This window comes from Streptomyces humidus (assembly GCF_014649655.1).
In the GTDB taxonomy this organism is placed as follows: Bacteria; Actinomycetota; Actinomycetes; order Streptomycetales; family Streptomycetaceae; genus Streptomyces; species Streptomyces humidus.
The window spans coordinates 31129-54865 of sequence record NZ_BMTL01000041.1 but is presented as its reverse complement, the minus strand read 5'-3'; the positions used below and the strand labels follow the sequence as shown (position 1 = coordinate 54865).

At 72.7% G+C, this 23737-nt stretch carries 22 protein-coding genes; 18 read left to right on the top strand and 4 right to left on the bottom strand.

All coding sequences use genetic code 11. The features are described 5' to 3' along the window. Window positions 1–2: 2 nt before the first annotated feature. From IE239_RS35285 to IE239_RS35215, 15 genes are all read left to right on the top strand, one after another. Window positions 3–599 carry a TIGR03086 family metal-binding protein gene (locus IE239_RS35285; RefSeq protein WP_190153563.1) on the top strand — a complete coding sequence of 199 codons (597 nt, stop codon included), beginning with the start codon at window positions 3–5 and terminating at the stop codon, window positions 597–599. Window positions 600–789: 190 nt separating this feature from the next. After that, the gene (locus tag IE239_RS35280; RefSeq protein WP_190153562.1) at window positions 790–1551 is read left to right on the top strand and encodes an MBL fold metallo-hydrolase; all 762 of its coding nucleotides are present in this window, start codon (window positions 790–792) and stop codon (window positions 1549–1551) included. 164 nt (window positions 1552–1715) lie between these two features. After that, window positions 1716–2399 carry a GntR family transcriptional regulator gene (locus IE239_RS35275; protein WP_190153561.1) on the top strand — a complete coding sequence of 228 codons (684 nt, stop codon included), beginning with the start codon at window positions 1716–1718 and terminating at the stop codon, window positions 2397–2399. Next, window positions 2396–3307 carry a dihydrodipicolinate synthase family protein gene (locus tag IE239_RS35270; RefSeq protein WP_190153560.1) on the top strand — a complete coding sequence of 304 codons (912 nt, stop codon included), beginning with the start codon at window positions 2396–2398 and terminating at the stop codon, window positions 3305–3307. Before IE239_RS35275 ends, IE239_RS35270 begins: the two co-directional genes overlap by 4 nt. Beyond that, window positions 3304–5049 carry an L-arabinonate dehydratase gene (araD, locus tag IE239_RS35265; protein ID WP_190153559.1) on the top strand — a complete coding sequence of 582 codons (1746 nt, stop codon included), beginning with the start codon at window positions 3304–3306 and terminating at the stop codon, window positions 5047–5049. Before IE239_RS35270 ends, araD begins: the two co-directional genes overlap by 4 nt. A gap of 199 nt (window positions 5050–5248) precedes the next feature. After that, the gene (locus tag IE239_RS35260; protein ID WP_190153558.1) at window positions 5249–6184 is read left to right on the top strand and encodes a carbohydrate ABC transporter permease; all 936 of its coding nucleotides are present in this window, start codon (window positions 5249–5251) and stop codon (window positions 6182–6184) included. Continuing rightward, window positions 6181–7080 carry a carbohydrate ABC transporter permease gene (locus tag IE239_RS35255; protein ID WP_190153557.1) on the top strand — a complete coding sequence of 300 codons (900 nt, stop codon included), beginning with the start codon at window positions 6181–6183 and terminating at the stop codon, window positions 7078–7080. Before IE239_RS35260 ends, IE239_RS35255 begins: the two co-directional genes overlap by 4 nt. A gap of 172 nt (window positions 7081–7252) precedes the next feature. Then, window positions 7253–8422: a Gfo/Idh/MocA family protein gene (locus IE239_RS35250; RefSeq protein WP_190153556.1), complete on the top strand. Its 1170-nt coding sequence runs from the start codon at window positions 7253–7255 to the stop codon at window positions 8420–8422. Next, the gene (locus IE239_RS35245; protein ID WP_190153555.1) at window positions 8422–9312 is read left to right on the top strand and encodes a DUF6807 domain-containing protein; all 891 of its coding nucleotides are present in this window, start codon (window positions 8422–8424) and stop codon (window positions 9310–9312) included. The genes IE239_RS35250 and IE239_RS35245 overlap by 1 nt, the downstream gene beginning before the upstream one ends. 71 nt (window positions 9313–9383) lie before the next feature. Then, window positions 9384–10907 carry a glycoside hydrolase family 43 protein gene (locus tag IE239_RS35240; protein ID WP_190153589.1) on the top strand — a complete coding sequence of 508 codons (1524 nt, stop codon included), beginning with the start codon at window positions 9384–9386 and terminating at the stop codon, window positions 10905–10907. Window positions 10908–11601: 694 nt separating this feature from the next. Beyond that, complete coding sequence (locus IE239_RS35235) at window positions 11602–12939, top strand: ABC transporter substrate-binding protein (RefSeq protein ID WP_190153554.1); 1338 nt, start codon at window positions 11602–11604, stop codon at window positions 12937–12939. A 102-nt stretch (window positions 12940–13041) separates the two neighbouring features. Further along, window positions 13042–13836 (top strand): rhamnogalacturonan acetylesterase, encoded by a 795-nt coding sequence (locus IE239_RS35230; protein ID WP_190153553.1) that lies wholly within the window; start codon window positions 13042–13044, stop codon window positions 13834–13836. Between the two features lie 47 nt (window positions 13837–13883). Continuing rightward, on the top strand, window positions 13884–15215 hold the full coding sequence (locus tag IE239_RS35225) for a pectate lyase family protein (RefSeq protein ID WP_352307124.1): 1332 nt from the start codon (window positions 13884–13886) through the stop codon (window positions 15213–15215). A gap of 143 nt (window positions 15216–15358) precedes the next feature. After that, window positions 15359–16504 carry a pectinesterase family protein gene (locus IE239_RS35220; protein WP_190153552.1) on the top strand — a complete coding sequence of 382 codons (1146 nt, stop codon included), beginning with the start codon at window positions 15359–15361 and terminating at the stop codon, window positions 16502–16504. Between the two features lie 209 nt (window positions 16505–16713). After that, window positions 16714–17511 (top strand): HAD family acid phosphatase, encoded by a 798-nt coding sequence (locus tag IE239_RS35215; RefSeq protein ID WP_190153551.1) that lies wholly within the window; start codon window positions 16714–16716, stop codon window positions 17509–17511. A gap of 41 nt (window positions 17512–17552) precedes the next feature. Here IE239_RS35215 and IE239_RS35210 read toward each other — a convergent pair whose 3' ends face one another. The 4 genes from IE239_RS35210 to IE239_RS35195 all read right to left on the bottom strand — a co-directional run bounded on the left by IE239_RS35210 (window position 17553) and on the right by IE239_RS35195 (window position 20577). Continuing rightward, window positions 17553–18422, bottom strand: coding sequence for a hypothetical protein (locus IE239_RS35210; RefSeq protein WP_190153550.1), 870 nt, complete (start codon window positions 18420–18422; stop codon window positions 17553–17555). Beyond that, a complete protein-coding gene (locus IE239_RS35205; RefSeq protein ID WP_190153549.1) occupies window positions 18419–18988 on the bottom strand; it encodes a SigE family RNA polymerase sigma factor in 570 nt (189 codons plus the stop codon). The genes IE239_RS35210 and IE239_RS35205 overlap by 4 nt, the downstream gene beginning before the upstream one ends. A gap of 308 nt (window positions 18989–19296) precedes the next feature. Then, window positions 19297–19767 (bottom strand): GNAT family N-acetyltransferase, encoded by a 471-nt coding sequence (locus IE239_RS35200; RefSeq protein WP_190153548.1) that lies wholly within the window; start codon window positions 19765–19767, stop codon window positions 19297–19299. Between the two features lie 36 nt (window positions 19768–19803). Then, on the bottom strand, window positions 19804–20577 hold the full coding sequence (locus IE239_RS35195; RefSeq protein WP_190153547.1) for an IclR family transcriptional regulator: 774 nt from the start codon (window positions 20575–20577) through the stop codon (window positions 19804–19806). A gap of 123 nt (window positions 20578–20700) precedes the next feature. Here IE239_RS35195 and IE239_RS35190 point away from each other — a divergent pair, with 123 nt between their 5' ends. The 3 genes from IE239_RS35190 to IE239_RS35180 all read left to right on the top strand — a co-directional run bounded on the left by IE239_RS35190 (window position 20701) and on the right by IE239_RS35180 (window position 23729). Next, window positions 20701–22230, top strand: coding sequence for an aldehyde dehydrogenase (NADP(+)) (locus tag IE239_RS35190; protein ID WP_190153546.1), 1530 nt, complete (start codon window positions 20701–20703; stop codon window positions 22228–22230). Between the two features lie 36 nt (window positions 22231–22266). Then, the gene (locus tag IE239_RS35185) at window positions 22267–22875 is read left to right on the top strand and encodes a DUF1349 domain-containing protein (protein ID WP_190153545.1); all 609 of its coding nucleotides are present in this window, start codon (window positions 22267–22269) and stop codon (window positions 22873–22875) included. A 137-nt stretch (window positions 22876–23012) separates the two neighbouring features. Next, window positions 23013–23729, top strand: coding sequence for a DsbA family oxidoreductase (locus tag IE239_RS35180; protein ID WP_190153544.1), 717 nt, complete (start codon window positions 23013–23015; stop codon window positions 23727–23729). Window positions 23730–23737: the final 8 nt, after the last annotated feature.

Here is a 23737-nt window from a genome sequence, read left to right as displayed (position 1 = left end):
GTATGACCGACACGACGACCACCTTCGACCTCGGGCCGCAGGCCCGGATCATCGCGCGCCTCGCGGACGGCGTGCGCGAGGCGCAGCTCGGGGACGAGACGCCCTGCCCGGGCTGGGCCGTGCGCAATCTGCTCGGGCACCTCACCGGCCTGTCCGTCGCCTTCCGGGACGTTGCCCGCAAGGACCTCGGCCCCACGACCGACACCCCTCCCGACGCGGCCGCGCCGGATGTCGGCCCCGGCCGGCGCGAAAACCTGGCCGCAGCGCTCGACGCCCTCGTCGCCGCCTGGCGCGACCCGGCGGCGCGGACCGGCATGACCCGCGCGGGCGGCGTGGACCTGCCCGGAGCGGTCGCCGCCGCCGTCGTCGCCGACGAGCTGGTGATCCACGGCTGGGACCTGGCCCGGGCCACCGGCCAGGAGTACGCCCCGGACCCGGCGGCGCTGTCGGCGGCGTACGGATTCCTGACCGCCGCCGCCGACGCCGAATCCGGCGCGGGCCCCTTCGGACCCGTCGTCCCCGTCCCCCAGGACGCCCCGCTGCTCGACCGCGCGCTCGGGCTGAGCGGGCGCGATCCGGGGTGGACGCCCGGGTCGTAGCCCCGGGCGCATGCCGCGGCGGGCACCTGCGGGCACACACCGGCCCACACGCGCACGGACCCGCACCCGCACCCGCGCGCGGGCCCGGGCGCACCGAGCCCGCGAGCGTGCCGTAGACACCGGGCTGCGGTTGCCGTAGACGGACGTGATCCGGGCGCGTCCGGGGGGAGCGAAACGTACGCTGCCCAGCATGCCCCTCAGCCTCACCGTCCTCGGCACCGCCTCTCCGCACCCGGGGCCGGGCCGTCCCTGCTCCGGATACCTGCTGCGCGGCGCGGGGGCGGAGGTGTGGGTGGACGCGGGGCCCGGCACGTTCGCGGAGTTGCGCAGGCACACGGATCCCGACCGGCTCACGGCCGTCTGGATCTCCCACCTGCACGCCGACCACAGCGCGGACCTCCTCGCCGCCGCCTACGCGTTCGCCTACGGAGGGATGGCCCCGCCGGCCCCGATCCCGGTGTACGCGCCGCTGGACTGCGCCCGGCGGCTGGCCGGCTTCCTGGGCAGGCCGGACGTACGGTTCCTCAGCGAGTACCTCGACTTCAGGCCGCTGTTCGACGGGCACACCGTGCGGCACTGGAACCTGCGCCTCACCTCGCGCGCGGTGGCCCACGACACCGAGGCGTACGCGCTGCGCGCCGAGTGCCAGGGCAGCGTCCTCGTGTACTCGGGGGACAGCGGGCCGTGCGACGCGCTCACCGGACTCGCCTCGGGGGCCGACCTGTTCCTGTGCGAGGCGGACCTCGACCGGCATCGCGAAGGCGAACACGAGCAGCCGGTGCATCTGACGCCCGAGGAGGCCGGCGAGGCCGCCCGCAAGGCGGGGGTGCGCGAGCTGTACGTCACCCACGTCGGCCCGACGCTGACCCGGAAGGCGGCGACCGCCCGCGCCGCCGCCGTCTTCGAGGGGCCCACCCGCACGGCGCGCGAGGGCGAGACCATCCCCCTCTGACCTCCCCCGGGACCCCCGCGTCCCGGCAACCTCAACTTCCTCTGTCAGAAGCATTGACGAAACCCTGGGCCCCTCCTACCTTCAACGCGTCGTACTTCGTACGTCATATATGAGACGCGATATGCGAGATCCGAGATCAGACACGCGACATCCGAGAGGCGCGCATGACCTCTGTGCCCACGCCGATCCCGTCCCGCACGCAGTACGTGCTGGAGGAGATCAAACGCCGCATCCTCACCGGGCGGCTGACGCCCGGTCAGGCTCTGGTCGAGACCGAGCTCGCCGCGCAGTTCGGGGTCTCCAAGACCCCGGTGCGTGAGGCGCTCAAGACCCTGGCCGGCACCGGCCTGGTCGTCATGAGCCAGTACAAGGGCGTCACGGTGCGCATGGTGGACGCGGACATGGCGCGCGAGGTCTACGACGTACGCCTGCTCCTCGAACCCGAGGCGCTCAGGCGGGCCGTGCGCCGGGGCGCCTCCCTGGACGCCGCACGCGACGCGCTGACCATGGCCGACGAGGCCGCCGACACCGCGGAACGGTCCCTGGCCAACCGGGAGTTCCACCGCGCCCTGTACCTGCCGTGCGGCAACCCGCTGCTCGGCCGGATGCTCGACGAGGTCCGCGACCAGGCGGCCCTGGTCTCCGCCGTCGCCTGGGCGGCCTCGCCCTCCTGGGAGCGGGAGGCCGGCGAGCACCGCGAGATCCTGCGACTCGCCCTGGCAGGCGACGCGGACGGCGCGGCCCGCGCCCTGCATGCCCACATCGCGTCCTTCGTGCACCGGGCGTTCCCCGAGACGGCCCGGGCGGACGCTCCCGAAGAGGCTCCGGCCGAGGAAGGTCAGGTATGAGCAGCGTGGCGTTCGAGGCCCAGCGCGCGGCCCTGGCCGACGTGGTGGCCATCCCGGTGACCCCGTTCGCCGAGGACGGCGCCGTCGACCGGGACGCCCACCGGGCCCTGGTGCGCCGGCTGATCGACGGCGGGATCACCACCCTCACCCCGAACGGCAACACCGGCGAGTTCTACGCCCTCACCCCCGAGGAGCGCCGTCTGGTCACGGAGCTGACGGTGGACGAGGCGGGCGACCGGGCCGTGATCCTGGTCGGCGTCGGACACGACGTGCCAACCGCCGTCGCCTCCGCCCGCCACGCCCGCGAGCTGGGTGCACAGATGGTGATGGTCCACCAGCCCGTCCACCCCTACGTCTCGCAGCGCGGCTGGGTCGACTACCACCGGGCCATCGCCGAGTCCGTGCCCGAACTGGGCGTCGTCCCCTACATCCGCAACGCCCAGCTGCACGGCGAGCGCCTGGCAGAGCTCGCCGACGACTGCCCGAACGTCATCGGCGTCAAGTACGCCGTCCCGGACGCCTCCCGCTTCGCGGCGTTCGCGCGGGACGCCGGTCTGGAACGCTTCGTCTGGGTCGCCGGTCTCGCCGAGCCGTACGCGCCCTCCTACTTCTCCGCGGGCGCCACCGGTTTCACCTCGGGCCTCGTGAACGTCGCCCCGGCCGTCTCGCTGAACATGATCGAAGCGCTTCGGTCGGGGGACTACCCGGCCGCGATGAAGGTGTGGGAACAGATCAGGCGGTTCGAGGAGCTGCGGGCCGCCAACGGCTCCGCCGACAACGTCACCGTCGTCAAGGAGGCCCTCGCCTCGCTCGGCCTGTGCCGTCGTGAGGTGCGCCCGCCGAGCCGGCCGCTGCCCGAGGACGAGCGGGCCGAGGTCGCCGCCATCGCCGCCGGATGGTCCATATGAAGCGCTTCGACGATCCGGCTCGCACCCGTCCGGAGGACCTCCGCAGCCACCAGTGGTACGGCGCGGAGGGCCTGCGTTCCTTCAGCCACCGCGCCCGCACCCGCCAGCTCGGCTACCTCCCCGAGGAGCACCTCGGCAAGCCCGTCATCGCCGTCCTCAACACCTGGTCCGACATCAACCCCTGCCACGTCCACCTGCGCGACCGCGCGCAGGCCGTGAAGCGGGGCGTGTGGCAGGCGGGCGGTTTCCCTCTGGAGTTCCCGGTCTCCACGCTCAGCGAGACCTTCCAGAAGCCGACCCCGATGCTCTACCGCAACCTCCTGGCGATGGAGACCGAGGAGCTGCTGCGCTCCTACCCGGTCGACGGGGCCGTGCTGATGGGCGGCTGCGACAAGACCACGCCGGCCCTGCTGATGGGCGCGGCGAGCGTCGACCTGCCGGCCGTCTTCGTGCCCGCCGGGCCCATGCTGCCGGGCCACTGGCGCAACGAGGTCCTCGGCTCGGGCACCGACATGTGGAAGTACTGGGACGACAGGCGGGCCGGCCTCATCGGCGACTGCGAGCTGGCCGAGCTGGAGAGCGGCCTGGCCCGCTCGCCGGGCCACTGCATGACGATGGGGACCGCGTCCACGCTGACGGCCGCGGCGGAGGCGCTGGGCGTGACGGTCCCGGGGGCGTCGAGCATCCCCGCCGTCGACTCCGGGCACGACCGGATGGCGGCCGCCGCAGGTCTGCGCATCGTCGAACTGGTCCACCGCGGACGCAGGCTGAGCGACATCCTCACCGCGGACGCCTTCGAGGACGCGGTGACGACCGTCCTGGGCCTCGGCGGCTCCACCAACGCGGTGATCCATCTGATCGCCATGGCGGGCCGCGCCGGCGTCGAGCTCACCCTCGACGACTTCGACCGCCTCGCCCGCACGGTCCCCGTCCTCGCCAACGTGCGGCCCGGCGGCCAGAAGTACCTCATGGAGGACTTCCACTTCGCCGGCGGTCTGCCCGGCTTCCTCTCCCGGATCACGGACCTGCTCCACCTGGACCGGCCGACCGTCTCGCACGACACGCTGCGCGAGCAGCTCGCCGGCGCCCGGGTGCACGACGACGACGTCATCCGCCCCCGGGACAACCCGGTGGCGAGCGAGGGCGGGGTCGCCGTGCTGCGGGGCAACCTCTGCCCGGACGGCGCGGTCATCAAGCACATCGCCGCCGAGCCCCACCTGCTCAAGCACACCGGTCCCGCGGTCGTCTTCGACGACTACCGGACCATGCAGCGCACCATCAACGACCCGGGGCTGGGGATCACCGCCGACACGGTCCTGGTCCTGCGGGGCTCCGGTCCCAAGGGCGGACCGGGCATGCCCGAGTACGGCATGCTGCCCATTCCCGACCACCTCCTCAAGCAGGGGGTCCGGGACATGGTGCGCATCTCCGACGCCCGGATGAGCGGGACGAGTTACGGCGCGTGCGTGCTGCACGTGGCGCCCGAGTCGTACGTCGGCGGGCCCCTCGCCCTGGTCCGCACGGGCGATCTCATCACCCTCGACGTCGAGGCCCGCTCCCTGCGGCTCCATGTGGACGAGGAGGAACTGGAGCGGCGCCGGGCGCGGTGGACGCCGCCGCCCACCCGGTACGAACGCGGCTACGGCGCGCTCTACAACGAACAGATCACCCAGGCCGACACGGGCTGCGACTTCGCGTTCCTGGCCCGCCCGGGCAAGGTCGCGGACCCCTACGCGGGCTGACCGCCCGGCGGCTCGGCAGCGCACCCGCCCGCCCCTGCGGAAAGCGCTTGCTCCCACGACAGCACGACGTACGCGACAGCAGACGCAAGCGACAGCCCGACGTACGCGACAAGCCCGACGTACGCGTCAGCCCGACGCACGTGAACGCTCGCAGCACCGAGAGACGCACCGAGAGACACACCGAGAACGGAGAACAGTCATGGCCCAAGCCGCAGCCGTGGCGAAGCCGCCCGCGCCACCCCGGCGGCGCCGTGCCTCCGCCACGCCCCGCAGGCTGCCGTACCTGCTGATCGCGCCGGCGGCCCTGCTGATGCTGGGCTTCATCGCCTACCCGGTCGTCAGCGTCTTCTACTACAGCCTGCAGAACTTCAACCCCACCAAGCCGTGGCGCAACGGCTTCGCGGGCTTCGACAACTTCGTCCAGATCTTCACCGAGGACCCGCAGTTCTGGGACACGCTGACCTTCAGCGCGAAGTGGGTGTTCGTCGAGGTCGGGCTGCAGCTGCTGTTCGGCCTGGCGCTGGCGCTGATCGTCAACCAGACCTTCGTCGGGCGGGCGCTGGGCCGCGCGCTGGTGTTCTCGCCCTGGGCCGTCTCCGGCGTGCTGACCTCCGCGATCTGGGTACTCCTCTACAACTCCCAGACGGGCGTCACCCGTTACCTCGCGGACATGGGGATCGGCGAGTACGGCGCCAGCTGGCTGTCGGACACCTCCACCGTCTTCCCGGCGGTGGTCGTCGCCGACCTGTGGCGCGGCGTCCCCTTCTTCGCGATCCTCATCCTCGCCGACCTCCAGTCCGTCTCCAAGGACCTCTACGAGGCCGCCGAGGTCGACGGAGCCGGCCGGATCAAGCAGTTCTGGCACATCACCCTGCCCCACCTGAAGGACGCCATCGTCCTGTCCACGCTGCTGCGCGCGGTGTGGGAGTTCAACAACGTCGACCTGCTCTACACACTCACCGGCGGCGGCCCCGCGGGGGAGACCACCACCCTCCCGCTCTACATCGCCAACACCAGCGTCGACGCCCACAACTTCGGCTACGCGTCCGCCCTCACCACGGTCGCGTTCGTGATCCTGCTCTTCTGCTCGATGGTCTATCTGCGGCTGAGCAAGTTCGGAGGAGGCGACAAGTGATCACCGAGGAGGCCACCGAGGTCACACCCGTCCCCGTGCGCCTGCCCGCCGCGGCGGACCGGCAGCCGCCCGGCCGCAAACGCGCCTGGGACGAGGCCCCGCGCTGGCAGATCTACCTTCCCCTGGGCATCTACCTGGTCTTCACCCTCGTCCCCTTCTACTGGATCCTGCTGTTCGCGCTCCGCCCGGCCGGCTCGACCTCGCTCGTGCCCTGGCCGATGACCTTCGACCACTTCGAGAAGGTCTGGAACGAGCGTGACTTCGGGATCTACTTCCAGAACAGCGTGATCACCGGCGTGGCCACCCTGCTGCTCACCACCGGGGTCGCCCTGGCCGGCGGCTACGCCCTCGCCCGCTTCGACTTCAGGATCAAACGCGGGTTCATGCTCGCCCTGCTGTGCACCCAGTTCGTGCCGGGCGCGCTGCTCCTCGTGCCGCTCTTCCAGATCTTCGCCCAGCTCAAGATGATCAACTCGCTGGGCAGCGTCATCATCGCCGAAACGGTCTTCCAGCTGCCGCTGTCGATGATCCTGATCAGCGGCTTCATCCGCAACGTCCCCTACTCCCTGGAGGAGGCCGCGTGGGTCGACGGCTGCGGGCGGCTCGCCGCCTTCCGCATCGTCGTCCTGCCGCTGCTGCGGCCCGGACTGATCGCCGTCGGCTCCTTCGCCTTCGTGCACGCCTGGAACCACTTCCTCTTCGCCCTGATGTTCCTGTCCGACCAGACCAAGCAGACGATCCCCGTCGGCCTGAACACCCTGATGAGCGCCGACAGCGTCGACCTGGGCGCACTGGCCGCGGGCGGCATCATCGCCGCCGTCCCCGTGGTGATCGTCTTCGCCTTCATCCAGAAGTGGCTGATCACCGGCTTCAGCGCAGGGGCGGTGAAGGGATGAGGAACCCCGGGAACGCCGCCACCGCACCGGGCGGAGTCCGCCGAGCCCTCGACGGCCGCAGCGGGCGCCTCACGGCGGACGCCGGCGGGACGCCTACCCTGCATCAAAAGATCGACGGCGCCGCGGTGGCCGACCGCGAGGTGGCACGCGGCGCGGGCGCAGGGAGGATCCCATGAACACCTCGGACACCGCCGTCCCCATCGTCCTCGCGGGTGCGCGCGGCCACGGCCGCTGGCACCTGGACAACATCCGCAGGCTCCAGGACAAGGGCATCGTCCGGCTGGCGGGCGTCTGCGAGCTGACCCCGCTGACCCCGGCCGAGCTCCCCGAGGGCCTCGGCGAGCCCGAGCAGTCCGCCGACTTCGGCGCGCTGCTGGAGACGACCGGCGCCCGCGTCGCCGTCGTCTGCACGCCGATCCCCACCCACACCGACCTCGCGCTGACCGCGGCCGCCAAGGGCGTGCACCTGCTCCTGGAGAAGCCGCCCGCCCCGTCCTGGGCCGAGTTCCGGCGGATGGCCGACGGGGTCGCGCGGGCCGGCGTGGCCTGCCAGATCGGCTTCCAGTCGCTGGGCTCGCACGCCGTGCCCGCGATCCGCAGGCTGATCGAGGACGACGCGATCGGCGAGGTGAGCGGAGTCGGCGGCGCCGGAGCCTGGGCGCGCGCCCAGGCCTACTACCGGCGGGCGCCCTGGGCGGGCCGGCGTCGGCTGAACGGCGTCGACGTGATCGACGGAGCGCTCACCAACCCGCTGGCGCACGCCGTCGCCACCGCCCTCGCACTGGCCGGCGCCACCCGCTCCGAGGACGTCGCCCGCATCGAGACCGAACTGGCGCACGCCAACGCCATCGAGTCCGACGACACCTCCTGCGTCCGCGTGAGCACGGCCGACGGCCGGCGCGTCGTCGTCGCGGCCACGCTGTGCGCCGAGGACCCCGACGACCCCTACGTCGTCGTCCACGGCAGCCGCGGCCGGATCACCTACTGGTACAAGCAGGACCGGGTGCTGCTCCAGCGGGCCGGCCACGGCCCCGAGGAGTTCGACCACGGCAGCACCGACCTGCTGGAGAACCTCGTCGAGCACCTCACCGACGGGACGCCGCTGCTCGTGCCGCCCGCCGCGACCGAGTCGTTCATGCGGGTCGTCGAGGCGATCCGGACGGCCCCCGACCCGGTCCAGCTGCCCGAGCGGGCCTGGCGCCTGCTGCCCGACGAGGACCGGCGCGTCGTCCCCGGCGTCGACGGCCTGGTGGCGGCCGCCGCCGACACCCTCAGCCTCTACTCCGAACTGGGCGCCTCCTGGGCGTTCCCGACCGCGCATCCGAAAGAGGTGAGCCCCTGATGACCGCACCGGCACCCGACTCACCGGTCGTCCTGCGTGTCGCCGGCCGCCCGGTCGCCCGCTACGTCATCCGGCCCGAGCTGCCCGCCCGGCTCTCCCCGCGCCCCTATCTGCACCCCGTCACCACCCTGGCCGGCACGGCGGTCACCGAGCTCAGCCCCGCCGACCACACCCACCACCTCGGCGTCGGTGTAGCCGTACCCGACGTCGAGGGGCACAACTTCTGGGGCGGCCGCACCTACGTCCGCGACCGGGGTCCGACCGAGCTGGACGATCACGGCGCCCAGTGGCACGGCTCGTTCCAGCTGCGCGACCCCGACGGCTTCGTGGAGGAGCTGCGCTGGGTCGCCTCGGGAACCGAGCTGCTGCGGGAGCGCCGCACCGTGGCGGCCACCGAACTGACCTCCACCGCTTGGGCGTTGGACTTCACCTTCTCGCTGACCAACGTCACGTCCGGACCGCTGTCCATCGGCAGCCCGGCGACGAACGGACGCCCCGGAGCGGCCTACGGCGGCTTCTTCTGGCGGGCCAGGAAGGAGGACACGCCCCCCGAGGTCTTCACCGCGGACACGGAGGGCGAGGCCGCCGTCCACGGCTCCCGAGCCGACTGGCTCGCCCTGAGCGGACGGTGCGCCCCGCGCGCGGCGGCGGCCGGGAGCGGGGGAGGGTGGACCCTCGTCTTCGCGGGCGCCACCGAGGCCACCCGCCGCGACCCCTGGTTCGTGCGCGCCGCCGAGTACCCGGGCGTCGGATCCTCGCTGGCCTGCGCCGAGCGGCTGCCGATCCCGCCCGGCGGGACGGCCGTGCGCCGGATCGTCACCGTCGTCGCGGACGGCAGGCTGAACCGGGGCGAGGCGGCGGCCCTGGTCCGGAAGGCGGTCGGCCAGTGACGCACGAGCTGTACGCACAGCGCGAGCAGCGCGCGGCGAACGAGACGCACGAGACACAAGAGATAAACGAGATAGACGAGACGTACCGGGCGCGTGAGACGTACACGAACCCGGTTCTGGACGCCGACTGGTCCGACCCCGACGTCGTGCGCGTGGGTGACGACTTCTATCTCACCGCCTCCAGCTTCGGCCGTGCCCCCGGCCTGCCGCTGCTGCACTCGCGCGACCTGGTCAACTGGACGCTGGTCGGCCACGCCCTCGAACGCCTCGAACCGGCGGACGAGTTCCGGACCCCGCGCCACGACTGCGGGGTCTGGGCGCCCGCCCTGCGCCACCACGACGACCGCTTCTGGATCTTCTGGGGCGACCCGGACCAGGGCATCTTCCAGGTCAACGCCCCTCATTTCAGGGGCCCCTGGACCCGACCGCATCTGGTGAAGGCGGGCAAGGGGCTCATCGACCCCTGTCCGTCGTGGGACGAGGAGACCGGCGAGGCCTATCTGGTGCACGCCTGGGCGAAGTCCCGGGCGGGCATCAAGAACCGGCTCACCGGCCACCGTATGCACCCCGAGGGGACGGCCGTCCTCGACGCGGGCAAGGTGATCGTCGACGGGGACCGCATTCCCGGCTGGTTCACCCTCGAAGGGCCGAAGCTCTACCGGCACGACGGCTGGTTCTGGATCCTCGCCCCCGCCGGCGGGGTGGAGACCGGCTGGCAGGGGGCCTTCCGCGCCCGGGACTTCTTCGGCCCCTACGAGGAGCGCATCGTCCTGGAGCAGCGGGACACCGACGTCAACGGCCCCCACCAGGGCGGCTGGGTGCGCACCCCGTCCGGTGAGGACTGGTTCCTGCACTTCCAGCAGCGCGGCGCCTACGGCAGGGTCGTCCATCTGCAGCCGATGCGGTGGGGCCCGGACGGGTGGCCGGTCATCGGCGACGAGGGCGCCCCCGTCCTGGAGCACCGGCGGCCCGCCCTGCCCCCGCAGCCCCCGGCCGCGCCCGCCGCCGACGACGACTTCCCCGGCGGACGCTTCGGCCGCCAGTGGTCGTGGACGGCCAACCCCCGGGACGGCTGGGCGGTCCGGCACTCCGCCGACGGGCTGCGGCTGGCCTGCGTGCGCACGGCCGACGCGCACGACCTGCGCACCCTGCCGAACGTCCTCACGCAGCGACTGCCCGGCCGCCCCTCGGCCGTCGAGGTGGAACTGCGACTGCACAGCGAGGAGCCAGGAGCCCGCGCCGGACTCGCGGTCCTCGGGGACGCGTTCGGCTGGATCGGTCTTCAGCGCGCCGCCGACGGCGCCGTCCACGTGGTGCACCGGTTCGCCGAGCCGGTGGCCGACCGGGAACGGGACGCCGCCCGTCCCGTGCCCGCCCCCGAGGGTCGGGTACGGCTGCGGATCGAGATCGGCGCCGGAGCGCGCTGCCGTTTCGCGTGCGACGTCGGCGACGGCCCGGTCCGCTCGGGCCCCGTCTTCGCCGCCACCCCCTGGCGCTGGGTCGGCGCGCTGCTCGGCCTGTTCGCCCTCGCGCCCCCCGGAACGGGACACGCAGGGGCGGCCACGTTCGACGCGTTCCGGATCAGACCGCTCTGACCCCTCTGTCGTGTACGCCCTTGGGAGCCGCAATGACGCACTTCCCCAGCAAGCGTTTACCGTGGCCGGTCACGGTGAGACCGGGCACCGTCCCGGCGGCCGCCCCCGGTCCGTCGTCCCGTGGCTGTCCGGGCGTCGTCGGCGCGCCGAAGCCCGCGGCCACCCCGGCTGTCTCCTCGGCGGCCCGCCGGACCGGCCGGGCCCACGGCCTCGCCTCCCTCGCCTTCCTCGCCGGCGGCGCCACCGGCCCAGGGCGGCCCCGGCGTCCGGACGGGGGGCCGCGGGCGGTCACCCGGGTGCTGATCCGGGACGCCGCCGGGCCGCCGACGGCGGTCGAGGCCGAGCCGTCGCCGTGCACCGGCAGGAGCGGATTCCCTTGGCGGGACGTCCGGGTCGCGGAGTACCGCGACCGGGGGCCGGAGACGTCCGCCACCGGCGACCGGCCCCGGCCCCCGCCCGGCCACGCCCCCGGCCAGGCGACAGGCGTACACCGTCGCGGCCCATGCCGAGGCCGCGAACCATGTCGAGGCCGCGGACGGCCGGAGGCCTTACGGCCGCACCACCCGCCGTGCGACCGGCCGCACCACCAGCCGTACCGGCCGCCGCGCCACCCATCGCTTCCCCCACGGCACCACCCACTGACCCCCCACAACGTCACCTGTCCGCTGGGATCCAGAAGAAGAGAGCCGACCACATGAAGAGCAGCATCCGCAGAAGCAGGCGAGCCGCCCTGGCCGTCGCCCTGGGCTCCGTGCTCGCGCTGACCGCCACCGCCTGCGGCGACGACGGCAGCGGCGCGGCCGGAGACAAGGGAGGCGACGGCTCCGGCAAGGGGGAGATCACCTTCTGGGACAACAACGGCGGCGTCCGCACCGACGTCTGGAAGGAGATCATCGCCGACTTCGAGAAGGCGAACCCGGACATCAAGGTCAAGTACGTGGGCGTGCCGTCCGACAGTGTCCAGTCCAAGTACGACACCGCCATCCAGGGCGGAGGTCTGCCCGACGTCGGCGGCGTGGGCACCGCGATGCTCGCCGAGATCGCCGCGCAGGGCGCCCTCGAGCCGCTGGACGACCGCCTGGAGAAGAGCGAGCTGGGCGGCCAGCTGAACGCCAAGTTCCTGGAGGGCGTCAAGGCCGCCGGGATCGACGGCAAGACGTACACCGTGCCGACCTCCGCCAACAACGGCACGCTCTGGTACCGCACGGACCTCTTCCAGAAGGCGGGCCTGGACGCGCCGACCACCTGGACGAAGTTCTACGCGGCGGCCGACAAGCTGACCGACAAGGACAAGAACGCCTTCGGCTACACCATCCGCGGCGGCTCCGGGTCGATCGCCCAGGCGCTCGACGCGACCTACGGGCAGAGCGGCGTCACCGAGTTCTGGAACGGCGACAAGACCACGGTCAACGACCCGAGGAACGTGGCCGCGCTGGAGAAGTACGTCGGCCTGTACAAGAAGGACACCCCGTCCGCCGACGTCAACAACGACTTCACCAAGATGGTCGCCCAGTGGGACTCCGGCACCATCGGCATGCTGAGCCACAACCTGGGCTCCTTCGGCGACCACCAGAAGGCGCTGGCCGGCAAGTTCAAGGGGATCCCCGCGCCGACGCAGGACAACGGCACCCGGGTGCAGGTGTCCAACCCGGTCGACGGGCTGGGCCTGTTCAAGTCGAGCAAGAACAAGACCGCCGCCTGGAAGTTCATCGAGTTCGCCGCCTCGCACGAGTCGAACAGCAAGTGGAACAAGACGGCGGGACAGGTGCCGGCCAACCTGGAGGCCGCGCAGGACGGCTGGGTGAAGGCCTCCGAGCCGACCAGGCTGGCCGCCGAGGCGCTGACGGGCACCACCACGAAGATCGTGCAGCTGCCCTACTACCTGCCCGACTGGAACACGATCTCCAAGGCCGACAACGAGCCGAACTTCCAGAAGGTGCTGCTGGGCAAGCAGAGCGCGAAGGACTTCCTGGACCGGCTGGCCGGCCAGCTGAACGCCGCGCAGGCCGACTGGAAGAAGAACCACAAGTAGCCCGGGCGGACGCGGTCGCGGGGTGACCGCGCGCCGGCCGACACCGGCCGCGCGGCCCCCGCGCCCCCGGCACACGAACCGACCCCTCGAAAGGTGCATGTCGTGTCCCTGACCCGCAGACAGGTCACCTCGGCGGCGCTGGCCGCCCTCCCGCTCGGGGCGGCGGCCGCTCCCGCCCATGCCGGCGCCCGCCGGCCGAGAACCGTCTACATCGCCGGCGACTCCACGGCCGCCCAGAAGTACTCCGACGCCGCGCCCGAGACCGGCTGGGGCATGGCGCTCCCCTTCTTCCTGCGGTCCGGCCTGCCCGTCGCCAACCATGCGGTGAACGGGCGCAGTTCCAAGAGCTTCGTCGACGAGGGCCGGCTCGACGCGGTGCTCGCCGCGATCCGGCCCGGCGACTTCCTGCTGGTGCAGTTCGCGCACAACGACGAGAAGACCGCCGACCCCGCCCGCCACACCGAGCCCTGGACGACGTACCAGGACTGTCTGCGCAAGTACCTCGACGGCGCCCGGGCCAAGGGCGCGCGGCCCGTGCTGGCCACGCCCGTCGAGCGGCGCAGGTTCGACGCGGCGGGCGACGCCCTGCCCACCCACGGGGAGTACCCCGCCGCCATGCGCGCGCTGGCCGCCGAGGAGGGGGTGGCGCTGCTCGACGTCCAGGCGCTGTCGCTGGCGCTCTGGCAGCGGCTGGGCGTCGAGGCGACGAAGACGTACTTCAACTGGACCGCGACCGAGCAGGACAACACCCACTTCAACCCGCCGGGCGCGATCGCCGTGGCGCGGCTCGTCGTCCAGGAGCTCCTGCGCACCCGGGTGCTCGCCTCGCGTGACGTGATCCGGCTGGACGAGGCGATCCCCCCGTCCTGGATCACCTGGCCCGCGCCCCTCTCGTGACCGCTCTCGAGACCACCGCCCCGCCCTACTCGGAGGAGACCCGCACAGTGCCGAACCGATCATGTCATGGACGCGTCATCGCAGCTCTGGTGGGGTGCACCGCACTGGTGCTCTCCGTCACCGCGGCCTCGACCGCCTCCGCCCGGACCGAGTACCGCTCCCCGTCCCGCGACCTCGGCCGCCAGGTCCTGGGCGCGAGCGACGGCTGGGCCTCCCAGGGGACGGGCACCACCGGCGGGTCGGCCGCCGACGCCGCCCACGTGTACACCGTCACCACCTGGGCCGAGTTCCGGGCCGCCCTCGCCGCCGGGGGCTCCGCGCCGAAGATCATCAAGGTGAAGGGCGTCATCGACGCCGTCGCCGAGGGATGCGACGCCTTCGCCGCGCCCGGCTACGACTTCGACGCCTACCTCGCGAAGTACTCGCCCGAGGCCTGGGGACTGGACACCGACCTGAGCGCCGAGCCCGACGACAGCCCCGAGGGGCTGCGACGCGCCTCGGCCGCCGCCCAGGACACGGCCATCAAGGCGAACGTCCCCGCCAACACCACCATCGTCGGCGTCGGCCGCGACGCCGGGTTCAAGGGCGTCAGTCTGCAGATCAAGGCCGTCGACAACGTGATCATCAGGAACCTGTCCTTCGAGTCCCCCATCGACTGCTTCCCGCAGTGGGACCCGACCGACGGCGCCAAGGGCAACTGGAACTCCGAGTACGACACCGCCGTCGTCTACGGCTCCACGCACGTGTGGCTGGACCACAACACGTTCACCGACGGCTCGCACCCGGACAGCGCGGCGCCCTCCTACTTCGGCATGCTCTACCAGCAGCACGACGGCGAACTGGACATCGTGCGCGGCGCCGACCTCGTCACCGCCTCCTGGAACGTCTTCACCGAGCACGACAAGACGATCCTCATCGGCAACAGCGACGGCGAGTCGACGGCGGCCGGCGACCGGGGCCACCTGAGGGTGACCTTCCACCACAACCTGTTCTCCGGCCTCGTCGAGCGTGCCCCCCGCGTCCGCTTCGGGCAGGTCGACTCCTACAACAACCACTTCGTCGCGAACGGCGGCTACTCCTACAGCTTCGGCATCGGCAAGGAGTCCCGGCTCGTCGCCGAGCACAACGCGTTCACCCTGCCGCAGGGGGTCAGCGCGGCCAAGGTGCTCAAGCGGTGGAACGTCTCGCCGCTGACCGCCGCCGACAACTACGTCAACGGCGTGAAGACCGACCTGATCGCCGTGCACAACGCGGAGATCCCGGCCGAGACCCTGCAGTCCGGCGCCGGATGGACGCCCGTCCTGCGCACCGGGGTCGACCCGGCGAAGGCGGTCCCCCGGATCGTGGACTGCGGCGCGGGCGCCGGCCGCCTGGGCTGACCCGTACGACGGCCGGGGCGGCGCCCACCGCCCCGGCCCCCGGCCCACCGCCCGGCCCACCCCTTGCACCCGCCTTACGGGCCCCCTGCCGGGGGCCCTCCCCGCACCAGCCCACCGCCGCCGTACCGCGAAGGAGCACCCGCATGCCCTCGCCCCACCCCCGACGTCCCCTGTCCGGACGTCCCCTGTCCAGAAGGGGATTCCTCGCCGCGAGCGCCGGGACGGCTGCCGCGCTCGGGCCGGCCGCGTGGCCCGCGCGGGCCGCCGGCGGCCCGCGCCCGTTCGGCCGCCACGGCTCCCCGTCCTCCCGCCGTACGCCCCGCACCCTGTACGTCGACCCGCTCGGCCGGGGCGACCACACCTCCGTCGGGGACGCCGTCGCGGCCGCCGCCGGCAGCGGCTGGACGCTGGTGCTCGCGCCCGGCGTCTACCGGGAGACGGTCGTCCTCGACGCCACCCGCACCGAGGCCACCTGGATCGGCGCCTCCGACGACCCGCGCGACGTCGTGATCGTCCACGACAGGGCGGCCGGCACCCCCAAGCCCGGCGGCGGCACCTACGGCACCACCGGCTCGGCCACCACGACCCTCCAGGCCGACGGCTTCACCGCCCACCGGATCACCTTCGCCAACGACTGGCTGCGCGCCGCCCACCCCGGCATCACCGGCACCCAGGCCGTCGCCGTGAAGGTCCAGGGCGACCGCTCCGCCTTCCACCACTGCCGCTTCCTCGGCCACCAGGACACCCTGTACGCCGACTCCCTCGCCCTCACCGCCTTCGCCCGCCAGTACTTCGCGCACTGCTACGTCGAAGGCGACGTCGACTTCGTCTTCGGCCGGGCCACCGCCGTGTACGAGCACTGCCGCTTCCGCACCCTCGACCGCACCGACCTGGCCACCGCCCCCTACGGCTTCGTCTTCGCACCCTCGACCGCGGGCGCGGGCCCGTTCGGGTACCTGGTCGTCGGGAGCCGGATCAGCAGCGAGGCGCCGGACGCGTACTACAAGCTGGCCCGCCCCTGGGTCCCCAGCTCCGACACCACCGCCCGCCCGAGCCTCGTCGTCCGCGACACCCGTCTGGACGCCGGGATCGACGCGGTCGCGCCCTACGCGAACATGTCGGCCTCCTTCCCCTGGCAGAGCCAGCGGTTCGCCGAGTACCGCAACAGCGGGCCCGGAGCGCGGATCACCGTCCCCGAGAACCGCCCCCAGCTCACCGACGCACAGGCGGGCTCGGCCACCCGCGAGGCGTACCTGGGCGACTGGGAGCCCTGGAAGCAGGAGTGCTGAGGTGCGCTGCCCGTGCAGGGTGCGGCGGGGAGTGCGCACGGGCGGGGGGCCTGGCGAGGCCGCGCGTGAGGCCCGCGAGCCCCGCGAGGGGGGTGCGCCGGTGCGTCGCCGTCGGCGCCACCTTGAACCGACTCCGCCGGGGCGCTTGACCCGTTTTTTGCCCGGCGGGTCTCGCGCCGCCGGGGGTGACGCGCGTAGAAAGCTGTGTCATGCATAAGCCACTGCGCATCGCGGCCGCGGCCGCAGCCTGTGCCGTCGCCGGCGCCGCCCTGTACGGCGCCGGCGCGGCGACGGCCGGCCAGTCCACGGCCGAATCCACCCACGAGCCCTACAACATCGGGCTGTTGGTGAAGGACATCGACACCTACTACGGCACCGCGCCGGACGCGAACGGCGTGTACCAGGCGTCCCCGTCCAGCCCGTACGCCCAGGACCTCGCGCGCATCGACAAGGCCGCGCGGAAGTACATCGACCAGGCCGCCCGCAAGGCGGTCCACAAGCACCGGCGGCCCGCGGTCGTCTTCGACGTCGACGACACCCTGCTGCTCAGCCTCGACTACGAGAAGCGGTACAACTACACGTACAACTCCGCCAGTTGGGCGGCCTACGTGAACAAGGCCGACCGCCCGGCGGTGTTCGGCAGCCCCGAACTCGTGCGGTACGCCGAGAAGAAGGGCGTCGAGGTCTTCTACAACTCCGGCCTCGGCGAGGCGCAGCGCTCCGCCGCCGTCGAGAACCTGAAGAAGGTCGGCGCCGACGTCGACCTGGACGCCGGCCACATGTTCCTCAAGAACGCGGCCGCTCCGCCGTCCTACCTGAGCGCCTGCGCGACCCCGGGCGCCTGGACCTGCACGACCGTTCAGTACAAGTCCGGCACCCGCAAGCACATCGAGGAGGACCTCGGGTACGAGATCATCGCCAACTTCGGCGACCAGTACTCCGACCTCGACGGCGGCTATGCCGACCGCACCTACAAGCTGCCGAACCCGACGTACTTCGTCGGCTGAACCGGCGTGCGGGGGACCGGTCGGTCCCCCGCACGGCTCACTCAGCCCTTGCCGTCCTGAGGGGCGAAGCCGCCGCCGACGGAGCTCTGCCGGGCGTCCGACCGGCCCGAGATCGTGTAGACGTCGTTGCGGGCGTCCCGGCCGCCGCGGGCGTGGTTGTACTGCCCGGCGAACACCCACTCGCCCTCGGGGACCGTCCGGCCCTCCTTGAGCACCCAGGTGTAGACCAGGAAGCCGTCCCGCTCGACCGCCGTGAAGGTGAAGTCGTCCTCGGGCAGCGAACGCCAGGCCCCCGCCGACGAGACACCCCCCGTCTGCGCCACCTTCAACTGCACGGTGAGGAGCGTGAGCCGGCCGGACGTGCGGAGCGTGACGTTGCTCTGCGCCCAGAAGTCGTTGCTGTGCGGGTCCACCGAACCCTGCGACCACAACGGGCCGTCCTGGGCGGCCTCGACGGGCGGCAGCGTCGTGGCCGCGGGAGCGGACGGCGTCGCCCCGGCGCTCTTCGACGGCGGCGGGCCGGGCTTCGCCGAGTGGTGCGCGCCGTCCCCGGAACCCTGCGTGGCCTCGGGGGAGGCGGACGGACGGCTCGTGGCGTGCGGGGACGCGACCGGCGGAGAGGAGACGGAGACCGTCTGCTGCGCCGGAGCTTCGCTCTTCACGGCGGACGCCACCGCGTAACCGCCGGCCGCGAGCATGCCCGCGACCGCGGCCGTGGCCCCGACGACCTTGGTCCAGCTCCACAGCGGCGGCCGGGTCGCCCGGTGGTCGGACCGCTGCCGCCCCTGCCCGCCTCCCGCCATGCCGCGCTCGACCCGCGCCAGGATGCGCGCCCGGTCGGGCTGGTGCGCCTCGGCCGCTCCGTGCAGCCGGGCGCGCAGATCGTCGTGCACGTCCCGCTGCATCGTCATCGGTCCCTTCCCGAGGCCGAGGCCTCACCGGTGCGCACCATGGCGGGCACCTTGAGCGGAGCTCCCTTGGCGCCGAGCAGCTTCTGCAGCTCGGCCATCCCCTTCGACGTCTGGCTCTTCACCGTACCGACCGAGACCCCCAGGGCGAGCGCCGTGTCCTTCTCCGAGAGGTCGAAGGCGTGCCGCAGCACCACACAGGCCCGTTTGCGGAACGGAAGTCTACGCAGCGCCGACTGGACGTCCACGACACCGGCGACGTCCGGGTTCTCCGTCTTCTCCTCGCGCTGCGACCAGAACAGCGCGATCCTGCGGCGCTCGCGCACGGCGCTGCGGATGCGGGTGCGGGCGAGGTTGGCGACGACGCCGCGGGCGTAGGCCACCGGGTGGTCGGCCGCCCGCACCCGGTCCCAGCGGTTCCACAGCGCGAGGAGCGCGTCCGCCGCCAGATCGTCGGCGGCATCGGCCTCACCGGTCAGGAGGTGGGCGAGGCGCGACAGTTCGGCGTAGTGGCGGTCGAAGAAGGCGTGGAACTCCACCGAGGCGGCGTCGTCGACGACTGTGCCCACGGGTGACCTCTTCTCGGTGCTGGTGCGGCTGGTGGAGCTCGTACGGGTTCGGGCGTTCTGTGGGGGTGCGCCTGTGTGCGTCCTGCGGATGACATGGGGATGCCCCGAGGAGGTTGTCGGGGCGAGGCCGGGAAGCGTAGCAGTGGTCGATGGCCTGCCGGGGTACAGGGGTTCGAACATGATGGGGCAGACCGAACGTCCCCGGAGCCCGATTCCGTAACACGGCGAAAACCTGAGGCCGGTTCGACGCGATCGATCCGATCGAGCAGATCCCCGCAGCGAAGCGACCTGTCCGACGGGCCACTTCCTCAGGCCTCCAGCCGCAGCACGATCTCCTCCGTCTCGCGGCCGCGGGCGTTCGCGAAGCAGGCGGCGCGGGCCGTGGGCCGGAAACCGCACTTCTCCAGCACGCGCAGCGAGCCGGCGTCGCCGGCCGCCGCCCGTGCGAACAGCGGACGCTCCCGGACCTCGGACAGCAGGGCCGACAACGCCTCCGTGGCGATGCCCCGGCCCCAGTACGCCCGGTCCACCCAGTACGTCACCTCACGCTCACCCGGCCGCCCGTGGACCACGGCGCTCCCGACCACGTCCCCGTCGGCCAGGATCGTGCGCGGCACGTCGGACGACGCGCGGATCCGCCTCCAGTGGGCGTCGAAGGCGTCCCGGTCGGCCGGGTCCTTCGGTGTGAACGCGGCCGTCACCAGGGACTCGGGGTCGTTCGACTGCCGGAAGAACACCGGCAGATCGCTGTCGTGGACCCGGCGCAGGGCGATCGGCATGAACCGGAGCCCACGTCCCCTCCCGCGCCCCGGGCCTCACAGCCGCCGGGTCGCCAGCGTGAGCCGGTCACGCGCGTCGAAGAGCGCGTCCTTCACCATCTGCTCGTGCGCGGGGGTGAGCCTGGCCACCGGCACCGAGCAGCTGATCGCGTCCCTGGCCGGGGTGCGGTAGGGGATCGCCACGCCGAAGCAGCGCAGGCCCAGCGTGTTCTCCTCGCGGTCCACCGAGAAGCCCTGGTCGCGGATCTGGTGCAGCTCCTCGATCAGCTTCTCCCGGTCCGTGATGGTGTGCTCCGTCAGCGCGGGCAGCGACTCCGGCAGCATCTTGCGCACCTGCTCGTCGGAGTAGGTGCTCAGCAGCGCCTTGCCGAGGGAGGTGGAGTGCGCGGGCAGCCTGCGCCCGACCCGGGTGAAGGGGCGCAGGTAGTGCTGCGACTGGCGGGTGGCGAGGTAGACGACGTTGGTGCCGTCGAGCCGGGCCAGGTGGATGGTCTCGGTGGTGTCGTCCGAGAGCCGGTCCAGGGTGGGGCGGGCGGCCGCGACCACCTCGTCGCCGTCGATGTAGGAGGTGCCGACGAGCAGCGCCCGCACCCCGATGCCGTACCGCGTGCCCGTCGCGTCCGTCTCCACCCAGCCCAGTTCCACCAGCGTGCGCAGCAGCATGTAGAGACTCGACTTGGGATATCCGACGGCCTCCTGGACCGACGCGAGGGAGTGCATTCCCGGGCGGCCGGCGAAGTACTCCAGCAGCTCAACCGTCCGCACCGCGGACTTGACCTGCGCTCCGCCCCCCGTCTCGCCAGCCGACATCGCCCTTGACCCCTTCGTTCGACGGGAAATACGCTCCGACAGCATATTCATCATCAGAGACGCCGTTCAGCATATCGAACGACCCTGATGGATGAGCCAGTACCAAACGTGGAGGGACCCGCGGTGGCAGCAGCACCAGTCTGGAGTGTCGACCCCCGAACCGGGAAGCAGCGTGAACAGGTTGCGGTGGAGGCCACGGCCCAGGAGGTCGACGCCGTCGTCCGCGCCGCGCACGAAGCGCGCGGCTCCCTCGCGGACCGTACCGTCCGCGCCGCCTTCCTGCGCTCCGCCGCCGACCGGCTGCAGGCGGCCAAGGACACCCTCGTCGAGGTGGCCGACGCGGAGACCGCGCTCGGCCCGGTCCGTCTGAACGGCGAGCTGGCCCGCACCTGCTACCAGCTGCGCGCGTTCGCCGACATCGTCGACGAGGGCTCCTTCCTCGACGTCGTCGTCAACCACCCCGACGACACCGCCACCCCGCCCATCCCCGACCTGCGCCGCTACAAGGTGCCGCTCGGTGTGGTGGCCGTGTACTCGGCGTCGAACTTCCCCTTCGCCTTCTCGGTGGCGGGCGGCGACACCGCGAGCGCGCTGGCGGCCGGCAACCCGGTCGTCGTCAAGTCCCATCCCGACCACCCCGGGCTGTCCGAGCTGGTCGCCAAGGTGGTGCGCAACGCCGCCGTCGAGCACGGCATCCCGGCGGATGTGCTGGGTCTGGTGCACGGCTTCGAGGCGGGCGTCGAGCTGATCAGGCACCCGCTGGTCGCCGCGGCCGGCTTCACCGGCTCGATCCGCGGAGGCCGGGCCCTGTTCGACGCCGCGGCGGCGCGGCCCGTGCCGATCCCCTTCCACGGTGAGCTGGGCTCGCTGAACCCCGTCGTGGTGACCGAGGCGGCCGCCGCCGAGCGCGCCGAGGCCATCGGAACCGGGCTCGCCGGGTCGATGACGCTCGGCGTCGGTCAGTTCTGCGTCAAGCCGGGTCTGGTGCTGGTGCCCTCCGGCGCGGCCGGCGACGGGCTGGTCAAGTCGCTGACGGACGCGGTGAGCGACACCGACGCGGGCGTGCTGCTCGACCACCGGATGCGGGACAACTTCATCGCCGGGGTCGCCGAGCGCGCGGAGCTGGCCGACGTGGAGTCGCCGGTCACGCCCGGCGCGGGCGGGGAGCACACCGTCAGCGCGGGCTTCCTGACCGTGCCCGCGGCCCGGCTCGCCGCCGAGGGCGAGCACGACCTGCTCCTCGAGGAGTGCTTCGGCCCGGTGACCGTCGTGGCCCGCTACGAGGACGAGGCCGAGGTCAAGGCCGTGCTGTCCCGGCTGCCCGGCAACCTGACCGCCACCGTCCAGCTCTCCGAGGGCGAGGCGGCCGGTGAGGGACGCGGCGGGGAGATCCTCGCCGAGCTGACGCCGCTCGCCGGGCGGGTGCTGGTGAACGGCTGGCCCACGGGCGTCGCCGTCGCGCCGGCCCAGCACCACGGGGGGCCCTACCCGGCCACGACGTCGACCTCCACCTCGGTGGGCGGCACGGCGATCGAGCGCTGGCTGCGGCCCGTCGCCTACCAGAACACCCCCGCCGCGCTCCTCCCGGTGGAACTCCGGGACGAGAACGAGCTGGGGCTGCCCCGGAGGTTCAACGGGCGTCTGGAGCGATAGCGCGCAGCGCTCCCGCCCCACCCCGATAATCGGGCCATGGACGTCTCGCTTCCCGAACTGCCCTTCCCCTTGCGCACCTACGGTCCCGACGGGCACTGGACCCACGAGGACGGCGTGCTCACCGGGTGGGCCGGAGCCCGGCAGGACCGGTTCGTGCCGCCCACCGGGGACGGGGTGGAACCCGCCGCCGACGCCCCCCGCCTGCTGGGGGCGCCGGAGGGCGACTTCCAGCTGATCGCACGGGTCACCGTGGGGTTCAACTGGGCTTTCGACGCGGGGGCGCTGTACGTCCAGGTCGGCGAACGGGCCTGGGCCAAGCTCTGTCTGGAGTACTCCCCGGACGTGGCCACCGTCTGCACGGTGGTCACCCGGGGGCACTCCGACGACGCCAACTCCTTCACCGTGCAGGGGAGTTCCGTCTGGCTCCGGGTGAGCCGGACCGGCCGCGCCTTCGCCTTCCACGCCTCCCGGGACGGCAGACGCTGGACCTTCGTCCGGCTGTTCACGCTGGGCGAGGAGAAGGAGACCGGCGCGGCCCTGGTCGGCTTCATGACGCAGTCGCCGATGGGGGAGGGGTGCGTCGTGACCTACGACCACCTGGAGTTCCGGCCGGACTGGCCGGACGACCTGAGAGACGGCAGCTGATCCGAGGGCGGCCGCCGCCTCCGGCTGGGGTACGCGGCGGCCGGGGCTCCCGGGGAATGAAACGAGCTGATTGAACGTTCATGCACTCGGCGGAGGGATGCTCCGCGTCACCGGTACGACCTGGAGAGAGCCGAGACATGCGCGTCGAGATCTGGAGCGACATCGCCTGCCCCTGGTGCTACGTGGGCAAGGCCCGCTTCGAGAAGGCGCTGGCGGCCTTCCCGCACCGCGAGCAGGTCGAGGTGGTCCACCGTTCCTTCGAGCTGGACCCGGGCCGCGCCAAGGACGACGTCCAGCCCGTCCTGACGATGCTGACCCGGAAGTACGGCATGAGCGAGGCGCAGGCGCAGGCCGGTGAGGAGAACCTGGGCGCGCAGGCCGCCGCCGAGGGCCTCGACTACCGCACCCGCGGCCGTGACCACGGCAGCACCTTCGACATGCACCGGCTGCTGCACTTCGCCAAGGAGCAGGGCCGCCAGGACGAACTGATCCAGATCCTGTACCGGGCGAACTTCGCCGAGGAACGGTCGCTGTTCACCGAGGGCGAGGAGCGCCTCGTGCAGCTCGCGGCGGAGGCGGGACTGGACGCCGAGGCCGCCCGGACCGTCCTCGCCGACCCGGCGGCCTACGCCGACGAGGTCCGCGCCGACGAGCGCGAGGCCGCCGAGCTCGGTGCGAACGGCGTGCCCTTCTTCGTCCTCGACCGCGCCTACGGCGTCTCCGGCGCCCAGCCCGCCGAGGTCTTCGCCCAGGCCCTGACCCGGGCCTGGGGCGACCGCTCCCCGTTGAAGCTGATCGACGACGGCGGCGCGCAGGCCTGCGGCCCGGACGGGTGCGCGGTCCCCCAGCAGTGAGCGGGCGG